The following is an 8,580-nucleotide window of genomic DNA, read 5'->3' as shown; positions in this document are numbered from 1 at the left end:
TGAGGTCCTTCCATGTGCCGGCGACGCCGAGCACGTTGGCCTGGCCGCCGAGCCGGCCCTCGGTGCCGACCTCGCGCGCCACGCGCGTCACTTCGCCGGCGAAGGCGTTGAGCTGGTCGACCATGGTGTTGAGCGTCTCCTTCAGCTGAAGGATCTCGCCGGAGACGTTCACTGTGATCTTCTTCGACAAATCGCCGCTCGCGATCGCGGTGGCGACGTCGGCGATGTTGCGGACCTGGGCGGTCAGGTTGGACGCCATGAAGTTGACGTTGTCGGTGAGGTCCTTCCAGGTACCGGCGACGCCCGGCACCTGCGCCTGGCCGCCGAGCTTGCCTTCCGTGCCGACCTCACGCGCGACGCGCGTCACTTCCGAGGCGAACGAGTTGAGCTGGTCCACCATCGTGTTGATGGTGTCCTTCAGCTCCAGGATCTCGCCGCGCACGTCCACGGTGATCTTGCGCGAGAGGTCGCCGCGCGCCACTGCAGTGGTGACGTTGGCGATGTTGCGGACCTGTGCGGTCAGGTTGCCGCACATCGCGTTGACGGAGTCGGTGAGGTCCTTCCAGGTGCCGGCGACGCCGGGCACGATCGCCTGGCCGCCGAGCTTGCCGTCGGTGCCGACCTCGCGCGCCACGCGCGTCACTTCGGAAGCGAACGAGCGCAGCTGGTCCACCATCGTGTTGATGGCTTCCTTGAGCTGCAGGATCTCGCCGCGAACGTCGACCGTGATCTTCTTGGACAAGTCGCCGTTCGCCACCGCGATCGTCACCTCGGCGATGTTGCGAACCTGGTTGGTCAGGTTGTTCGCCATCGAGTTGACGCTCTCGGTGAGGTCCTTCCAGACCCCAGTCACTTCGGGCACCTGAGCCTGGCCGCCGAGCTTGCCTTCGGTGCCGACCTCGCGCGCCACGCGCGTCACCTCGGAGGTGAACACGCCGAGCTGCTTGATCATGGTGTTGACGATGGTCGCCGACTGCAGGAACTCGCCGCCGAGCGGCCGGCCATCGACGTCGAGCTTGACGGTCTGGAGCAGGTCGCCTTGCGCGACGGCGGCGACCGCGCGCGTCACCTCACGGGTCGGCCACAGCAAATCGTCGATCAGCGTGTTGACCGAACCTTCCATGTCGGCCCAGGAGCCCGAGGCGAGGCCGAACTTCACGCGCTGGCGGGTCTTGCCTTCGCGCCCCACCACCTGGCCGACCAGCTCGAGCTGCTGCGCCATGCGCTGGTTGGCGGCGATGATTTCATTGAGGGTATCGGCAATCTTGCCGTCGATACCGAGATATTCGCCGCTCATTCGCACCGAAAAGTCACCGCTGCGCATGGCCTGCAAGGCAAGCAGCAGTTCTGCCCGGGAATCCGGCTCCGACGTACCGTTGGTTTGTGGCTTTGAGGCGCGACGACCGGAGCGTGATGCAGTTCCGGGATCGAGGTCGCTCATACTGATTCCCCCGCAGGCGTCGGCCGAATCCGAGGCATGACGCGTTGGTTGACCGAAATAGAGCGTCAGCCAAATTCGAAATCAAGCGCCAAGGTAACGGCGCGAGATGATGGAACCTGCCTTGCTCAGCCCGGCTGAAGTAACCGCGATCCCCCGGATTGGTTCCATGCCGACGTGAACAAAATGACGCGGGTAAGCCCGCTTTTGCATCCAGCGGGAGAAGGTCCGTGGCCGGTGACCCGCCGCGAGCCCGCCACCCGCGCGGAAACACCGACCACCGGAGCGGCCAATCCGAGCGACAGCTTTGAGGGCCGACCGACAACCAGAAGCTACTTATCCGCCATGGTGCGCGCCGCGTCCCCGACCTGCGCGCGCAGGATCGGCAACTGCTCGCGCGCGAATGCTGCGAGTGCCGCGTTGTCGGGCGACCTCAGATAGCGATCGAGCAGCTCGATGATCGCTTCGTATTCGGGAATCTGCGCGGCATAGAAGCTTCTGACGTAAGCCGGACCATCCGACATGTCGGGCTCGACCAGGCTTGGCGCCGACGATGGCGCCTTGCTGGGGCGCGGCTCCGCGCCGATCGCGTCCTGCACCTCCTTCAAACGTTTGTCGCGCTTAGCCGCTTCCTCGGCGCGGAGGGCGGCGAGGTTCTTGACCTCCGCATTGCCCTTAAGGTCGGTGTTCTCGAGAAGGCCCTGCTGAAACCGGCTGAAGTCGTAGACCGCGCCGATGACCTCTGTCGCGGTCGGGGTCCGTTCGCCGGGCGCTTGACCGGCGATGCTGTCGGCAAGCGCTGAGCTGCCGATGAATGCCAGGATGATCGCCGCCAGAACGCGCATGCATATCAATGACGAACCGCGTGCGGAAGTTCCCCGATGATTACGATCCGGTAACCGGGTTGCAGGGGGACAGTTCCGTCCCCACGTCCTCTGGATGAAACAGTCTGACATCTTCAGAGACAACGCCGATAACTGCCTTCAGCTTGCCGAGCGGGCCGATGGACAGCCCGCGCACAAGCGCTATTCGCGCATGGCCGACGCCTGGACGGCCCTCGCCAACGAGCAGGATTGGCTGGATGGCGAGATCCCGCCGCTCGCTGTGCATACTGCTCCAAGGCGGCGGGCGTGAGCCTTCGCCTGGCGGCCCGCATGTGAGAGCGCTCACGGAAGGTCAGCAACAGGTATGGCACCATCCGAAGGCGGTCGATCACATCGATTCCACACTCATCAGGAGGTTGAAGATGGCTCCGCGTCTGGCTCTTCTCTCTCTCGTTCTCGCTTTCGGCGTCTCGGTCGCGATTGCGGCCGTGACGACGGTGCGACAGGTTCATCTCGAAAGCGCGTCTGCCGTCGTCCATGCCGCGCACAGCTAGTGCTGGCGGGGAACATTCCACCGCGCGGCGCGTAAGGGCTTGAGCAGCAGGAGAGAAAGAACTCATCATGGCCCATTCTGATCAAGGCATCGTCAAGGACGAGCGCGCCGAAGACCAGCCGCGCGACAAGGAACGTGCACAATCCGTTCACAAGAGCAGTCCGAAAGGTTCGCCCTCGCGCGAAGCGACGCGCGATCCCAAGCTGAACGACAACAGCAAGACGCCGGGCTCGGGCGCGATGCCGGACGGCTCGAGCGACGCCACAGGCTAGGTCTCGCAGGGAACCAATTCCCGCGGGACGAGTCGATGGATTGCTTCCCGGTTGTCACGCCCCCGGTGCGCCGGAAGCAGTCTCCAAGGACGACCCCGGCACCAATGTGTCGGGGTCGTTCGCTGAGGAGGGCTGCTTTGGGGCAGGTTGAGCTGTCCCGGGATCGTCGACCTGAAGATCCATCAGCATCAACGCGACCAGACGGATAGATCACCAACGGTGCTTACGCTCGCGAGAGCGCCCGGGCTATGGCAATCAGCATGGCAGAAACACGATGAATGCGGCATGCCACCGAATCCCGTAAAGCGAAGACGAACAGGACCTCGGCAGCGAGCGCAACAGGTGTCCTGGCGATGCTACGGCTGGCCCGACCCGCCTGCCGCGCCGTACACTTGGCCGGTCGCATAGCTTGCGTCGGACGCGGCAAGCTGCACGTAGATCGAAGCGAGCTCGACCGGTTGGCCGGGACGGCCGAGCGGCGTCATGCCGCCGAATTGCTCCAGCTTCTCCATCGTGGCACCGCCGGAGACCTGGAGCGGGGTCCAGATCGGCCCCGGCGCAACGCCGTTGACGCGGATGCCCTTGGAGGCGAGCTGCTTGGCCAGCGACTTCACGTAGCTCATCGTCGCAGCCTTGGTCTGCGCGTAGTCGTAGAGATCCGCCGAGGGATCGTACGCCTGTTCGGAGGTCGTGCCGATGATGCAGGAGCCCGGCTTCAAATGCGGCAAGGCCGCCTTGATGGTCCAGAATGGCGCGTAGATGTTGGTCTTCATCGTGGCGTCGAAATCCTCCGACGACACGTCGAGAATGGAGGCGCGGGCCTGCTGCCGAGCCGCATTGTTGACGAGGATGTCGAGGCCACCGAGGCCTTGCACCGCGCGTTCGATCAACTGCCTGCAAAAGGCTTCGTCCGTGAGGTCGCCGGGAATCGCAAGACCGGTTCGCCCCTCCTTCTTGATCAGTGCGATCACTTCCGCGGCGTCGGCTTCTTCCGCCGGCAGATAGTTGATGGCGACGTCGGCGCCCTCGCGCGCATAGGCGATCGCGGCGGCGCGGCCCATACCGGAATCGCCGCCGGTGATCAGGGCCTTGCGGCCAGCGAGTCGGCCGGAGCCCTTGTAGCTGGTCTCGCCATGATCCGGGCGCGGGTCCATCTTGCCGGCAAGACCCGGCCAGGGCTGCGACTGCTTGTTGAACGGAGGCTTGGGATAACGGCTGACGGGATCGATCAAGCCATGCTCGGCCATGGATGTGTCTCCTTTCGCCGTTGATGCCAGCGAAGCCGCCGCGAGCGCTGCGCTCGCACCGTGCACGACGTGGCGGCGGGACAATGGGTTCTTGCTGTGGGACATGCTGCTCTCCGCTGGGGTCGAGGCTCAATGCGCGGAGATGTTCGACGTTGCTAAGAAAGGACGCCGGGCAGGCCGGCGTCCTTCAGTAGTTCGTTACTTGGTTTGGCCGACGCTCGGCGCCTTGCCGAGGTCCTTGGCCATGTCGAGGTGATGCTTCAGCGCCGGCAGCGTCTTGCCGGCCCAGTCTTTCAGCGCGGCATTGTCGCCGCCCTTGGCGTAGCGATCGAACAGGGAGACGGCGTCCTCATGGGCGCTGATCTGGTAGGAATTGTAGTCCGAGCTGAAGTCCTTGCCGCTCGCATTCTTGAGCTTGTCGAGCTTGCTCTGGTGCGCGCTGTCGAGCGCCGTCGGCAGGGTGGCCTGCACCTTGCCATCGCTGACCATCCCCTTGAGCTCGGTGCTGGTCTTGGTGTGGTCGGCGATCATCTGCTGCGCGAAGCTCTTCTCCTGCGCGTTGCCCTTCTGCTGGGCAAGCTTGCTCGACTCGATCTCGAACATGTCGCTGATCGCGACCTGCTTGACGAAGTCGGGGGTGCTCGGGGAGACGCCGAGTGCGGAGTTGACGCCCGTCTTCTCGCCGAGCGATTGGGCGAGCGCAGGGCCTGCGAAGAGCACGCAAGCAAGAGCGATGAGGGTGCGTTTCATGGTCTGATCCTTCGATAGTCGCGCGGCCACTTGCCGGCGAGATTGCGCCGACCAACACGCTGCAGGGGCCTAGGTTCCAAACGGCTAATCCGCGGGATTTCGCCCGGTGCGCGGATTGATGGGATCGGTCGGCCTGCGTCGAAGCCGCTCCGGCAGGAACGGCTCGGCAGGGACGGCCGTGGCGTCGGCGCGCACGTCGGCATGGTGCTGCGCCTTCTCGTGTGGCGTACGATTGTCGTTGATCTGGCGCTTGACGTCCAAGCCTCCGACCGGATCGTTGACGCCGTGCTGGATGTCGCGGAAGTCGCTCATGGCTCACCTCATTGCTTTCCGGGCAGGATCGATTTGGGCGTCTCGCTCGCCAGCGCCTGGTCCCCGGCGGAGCGCGGCATCTGCGGATCGTCGACGAAGATTCCGCGTCAGCTCGGCGAAACGTGAGTAGGACACGTCGGGGATGCGCTGCTCCAGGTGACCCGGTAAGATCCTCGTTGTTGAAACGCAGACGTGAAGCGTGGGTCTTTTCATTGCGTGCGGCCTTGTTCGGCAGAGCAGCCAAGACCTGAGAACCGCTCGTTTCGCACGATGTTCCTGACCCGTAAGCGGACGTGAACCGGAACGATCACGTTGTCATTCGGTTGGCTTGGTAATGAGCGGAGGATTGCGATGTTGAACCAGGACGAACTCGATCGCAACGAAACGGGCCGTTTGATCGGCAGCGACAAGGTGGAGGGAACATCGGTCTATGGTGCCGATGGCAACCGGATAGGTTCGATCGAACGCGTGATGATCGACAAGATCACGGGCCAGGTGTCCTACGCCGTGCTCGGCTTTGGTGGGTTCCTCGGACTTGGCAACGACCATTATCCGTTGCCCTGGCAATCGTTGAAATACGATCCTGAGCTTGGTGGTTATGTCACCGGCATCACCACCAAGGAGTTGGAAGGTGCGCCGAAATACGGCGTGCGAAGCGATTGGAACTGGGGCGACGACGCCGCCGTGCGCGGTATCAACTCTCATTACGGCGTCCCATTCGCGTGAGTCTGAGGCGGCAAGGCTGCTTGTCGCGCCTCCGGGCGGGCTGCGAGCGGTCCCCTATCGCAGCCGCGCGATGGGGCGCTTCCGGTTTGCCTGGGCCTGGTTCTAACCGCCCCGTTGCGCAGGCGGCCGGACCGCGGCTCGTCCAGATCGCCACCCCTGCGACGTTCCGGCATCGGCCCGGACGAATGCTGCTGCCTCTCGTAGAGAAATGGTGACCGCGCCGCAAAAGTCCGGCTAGACTGAACCGGAACCAAAGCAAATTCCGGGGAGGAAAACCGACGTGAAGACCGCGATCACCGAACTGTTCGGCATCGAGCACCCGATCATCCAGGGTGGCATGCATTTCGTCGGCTTTGCCGAATTGGCCGCCGCCGTTTCCAATGCCGGGGGTCTCGGCATCATCACCGGTCTCACCCAGAAGACGCCCGAGCTGCTTGCGAAGGAGATCGCGCGCTGCCGCGACATGACCGACAAGCCGTTCGGCGTGAACCTCACCTTCCTGCCGACGTTCTCGGCGCCGCCCTATCCTGAATACATCGCGGCCATCGTCGAGGGCGGCATCAAGGCGGTGGAAACCGCAGGCCGCAGCCCGGAAGCCTACATGCCGGCGCTGAAGGCAGCCGGGATCAAGGTCATCCACAAATGCACCTCGGTGCGCCATTCGCTCAAGGCCGAGCGCATCGGCTGCGATGCCGTCAGCGTCGACGGCTTCGAATGCGGCGGGCATCCCGGCGAGGACGACATCCCGAACATGATCCTGCTGCCGCGCGCGGCGGAAGAGTTGAAGATCCCGTTCGTCGCTTCCGGCGGCATGGCCGACGGACGCAGCCTCGTCGCGGCGCTGTCGCTGGGCGCGGCGGGCATGAACATGGGCACGCGCTTCATCGCTACCAAGGAAGCACCGGTGCATCAGAACGTGAAGAACGCGCTCGTCGCGGCCACCGAGCTCGACACCCGCCTGATCATGCGAAGCTTGCGCAACACTGAGCGTGTCCTCAGGAACCCCAATGTCGACCGCCTGCTCGAGATCGAGCGCGAGAAGGGCGACAAGCTCACGATCGACGACATCCACGACCAGGTCGCGGGCGTCTATCCCAGGATCATGCTCGACGGCCAGATGGACGCCGGGGCGTGGAGCTGCGGCATGGTCGCGGGCCTGATTCACGACATCCCATCCTGCAAGGAGCTGATCGACCGCATCATGGACGAGGCGGACACCATCATCCGCAACCGTCTGGTGGGGTTCCTGGACGGGACGGGATCGGCCCGAAAGGTCGCCTGACACCGTCAAACTTCTTAACCACGGCGGCAATTGACCGCTGGAATTGCGCGCGGCGCCTCCTAAATAGGGGTAAATTACTCCTTTTATAAATCCATTTCAGGAGGCGTCCGTGGTGCTGAAAAGCGTTCCCTTCGCAATCGCCTTCGCCCTCGTGATCGCGGGGGGCGGCGTTGCGCGCGCTGACGACTACAAGCCCGCCGAATATCTCAGCCTCGATCTCTCCAAGGCCGTGCTGTCGCCGAAGCGTCTCGGCCCGGAGACGCATTTCGCGCCGGTCGCACTCGAAGCGCGCGGCGGCAACGAGGCGCAGGCGCGCGCCGAGCCTCTCGACGTGCCGAAGAAGGTAGCCGCCGAACGCGTCCGCAGGGGCGAGCCGAAGGCGGCACAGGCGAAGAGCACCCAGCCGCGTGGGGCGGCACGGACCAGACTGTCCCATCGCCATGGCAACCCGCTCGACGCGCAGGCGATGGACACCCGCATCCAGACCTGGCCCTGCCGCTCCGGCGGCATCTGCGACTGGAAGCGATAAGTTCCGGCCAGGCCGTCATTCCCGCGTCGCAAAACCGTTGGCGCGGAGTCAAGAAACCGTAAGCTGGAGGTCAAGGAGCGCAGGCACCTTCCGTCGCGATTCGACGAAGGTTTCCCGAGATGGCAGCGCCCCGCGCTTCGCGCGCATGGACCCGGAGGCAATTCCTGGTCCGTTCGACCTCGAGCCTGGCAGTTGCCTCGCTCGGCACGCTCGCGACACCTTATCTCAGCCGCGCCGCCGACCGCCCGGGAATCGCAGGCGGCATCCAGTCGGGCGATGTCTCGGACGGCTCCGCCGTAGTTTGGGCGCGCGCCGACCGGCCGGCGCGGATGCAGGTGGAATGCTCCACCGTCGAGAGCTTCAAAAGCATCATTGCGGCGGCTTCGCGCGCTGCGCTGCCCGATGCCGATTTCACCGCCAAACTTCTGCTGAACGATCTGCCGGCCGGGCAGGACACCTTCTACCGTGTCCGCTTCGAGGATGTCGCGACCGGCATTGCCGGCGAGAGCCGCGTCGGTCATTTCCGCACCGCGCCAGCAGCCGGCCAGTCGATCTCGTTCCTGTGGTCCGGCGACACCGCCGGGCAGGGCTGGGGCATCGACGTCGCCCGCGGCGGCTATCGCAGCTATCGGACCATGCTCGACAAC

General features: G+C 64.5%; 12 protein-coding genes. 7 read left to right on the top strand and 5 right to left on the bottom strand.

The features are described from left to right. The coding region (locus JHD07_RS25595; protein WP_291627112.1) for a HAMP domain-containing protein at positions 1–1,441 on the bottom strand (1,441 nt) is incomplete at its 3' end. Positions 1,442–1,770: 329 nt separating this feature from the next. Beyond that, complete coding sequence (locus JHD07_RS25590) at positions 1,771–2,283, bottom strand: DUF4142 domain-containing protein (protein ID WP_291627110.1); 513 nt, start codon at positions 2,281–2,283, stop codon at positions 1,771–1,773. Between the two features lie 94 nt (positions 2,284–2,377). Here JHD07_RS25590 and JHD07_RS25585 point away from each other — a divergent pair, with 94 nt between their 5' ends. From JHD07_RS25585 to JHD07_RS25575, 3 genes are all read left to right on the top strand, one after another. Then, complete coding sequence (locus tag JHD07_RS25585; protein ID WP_291627108.1) at positions 2,378–2,572, top strand: hypothetical protein; 195 nt, start codon at positions 2,378–2,380, stop codon at positions 2,570–2,572. A 112-nt stretch (positions 2,573–2,684) separates the two neighbouring features. Next, complete coding sequence (locus JHD07_RS25580) at positions 2,685–2,816, top strand: hypothetical protein (RefSeq protein ID WP_291627106.1); 132 nt, start codon at positions 2,685–2,687, stop codon at positions 2,814–2,816. A gap of 67 nt (positions 2,817–2,883) precedes the next feature. After that, positions 2,884–3,087 (top strand): hypothetical protein, encoded by a 204-nt coding sequence (locus JHD07_RS25575; protein ID WP_291627104.1) that lies wholly within the window; start codon positions 2,884–2,886, stop codon positions 3,085–3,087. A gap of 356 nt (positions 3,088–3,443) precedes the next feature. Here JHD07_RS25575 and JHD07_RS25570 read toward each other — a convergent pair whose 3' ends face one another. From JHD07_RS25570 to JHD07_RS25560, 3 genes are all read right to left on the bottom strand, one after another. Beyond that, positions 3,444–4,439: an SDR family oxidoreductase gene (locus tag JHD07_RS25570; RefSeq protein ID WP_291627102.1), complete on the bottom strand. Its 996-nt coding sequence runs from the start codon at positions 4,437–4,439 to the stop codon at positions 3,444–3,446. A gap of 93 nt (positions 4,440–4,532) precedes the next feature. After that, positions 4,533–5,084, bottom strand: a complete 552-nt coding sequence (locus tag JHD07_RS25565) for a DUF4142 domain-containing protein (protein WP_291627101.1) — start codon at positions 5,082–5,084, stop codon at positions 4,533–4,535. 84 nt (positions 5,085–5,168) lie between these two features. Beyond that, positions 5,169–5,396, bottom strand: coding sequence for a hypothetical protein (locus tag JHD07_RS25560; protein WP_291627099.1), 228 nt, complete (start codon positions 5,394–5,396; stop codon positions 5,169–5,171). Between the two features lie 351 nt (positions 5,397–5,747). On the opposite strand from JHD07_RS25560, the gene JHD07_RS25555 reads away from it, so the two are divergent. The 4 genes from JHD07_RS25555 to JHD07_RS25540 all read left to right on the top strand — a co-directional run. Further along, positions 5,748–6,122: a PRC-barrel domain-containing protein gene (locus JHD07_RS25555; RefSeq protein ID WP_291627097.1), complete on the top strand. Its 375-nt coding sequence runs from the start codon at positions 5,748–5,750 to the stop codon at positions 6,120–6,122. A 280-nt stretch (positions 6,123–6,402) separates the two neighbouring features. After that, positions 6,403–7,404 (top strand): nitronate monooxygenase family protein, encoded by a 1,002-nt coding sequence (locus tag JHD07_RS25550; protein ID WP_291627095.1) that lies wholly within the window; start codon positions 6,403–6,405, stop codon positions 7,402–7,404. 109 nt (positions 7,405–7,513) lie between these two features. Beyond that, complete coding sequence (locus JHD07_RS25545; protein ID WP_291627093.1) at positions 7,514–7,933, top strand: hypothetical protein; 420 nt, start codon at positions 7,514–7,516, stop codon at positions 7,931–7,933. A 119-nt stretch (positions 7,934–8,052) separates the two neighbouring features. After that, positions 8,053–8,580 (top strand): PhoD-like phosphatase N-terminal domain-containing protein (locus JHD07_RS25540; protein ID WP_291627092.1); only part of this gene is annotated, 528 nt, incomplete at its 3' end.

The sequence above is a fragment of the Bradyrhizobium sp. genome, assembly GCF_016462955.1.
Taxonomy (GTDB): domain Bacteria; phylum Pseudomonadota; class Alphaproteobacteria; order Rhizobiales; family Xanthobacteraceae; genus Bradyrhizobium.
This window is presented reverse-complemented; position numbering and strand designations above follow the sequence as displayed.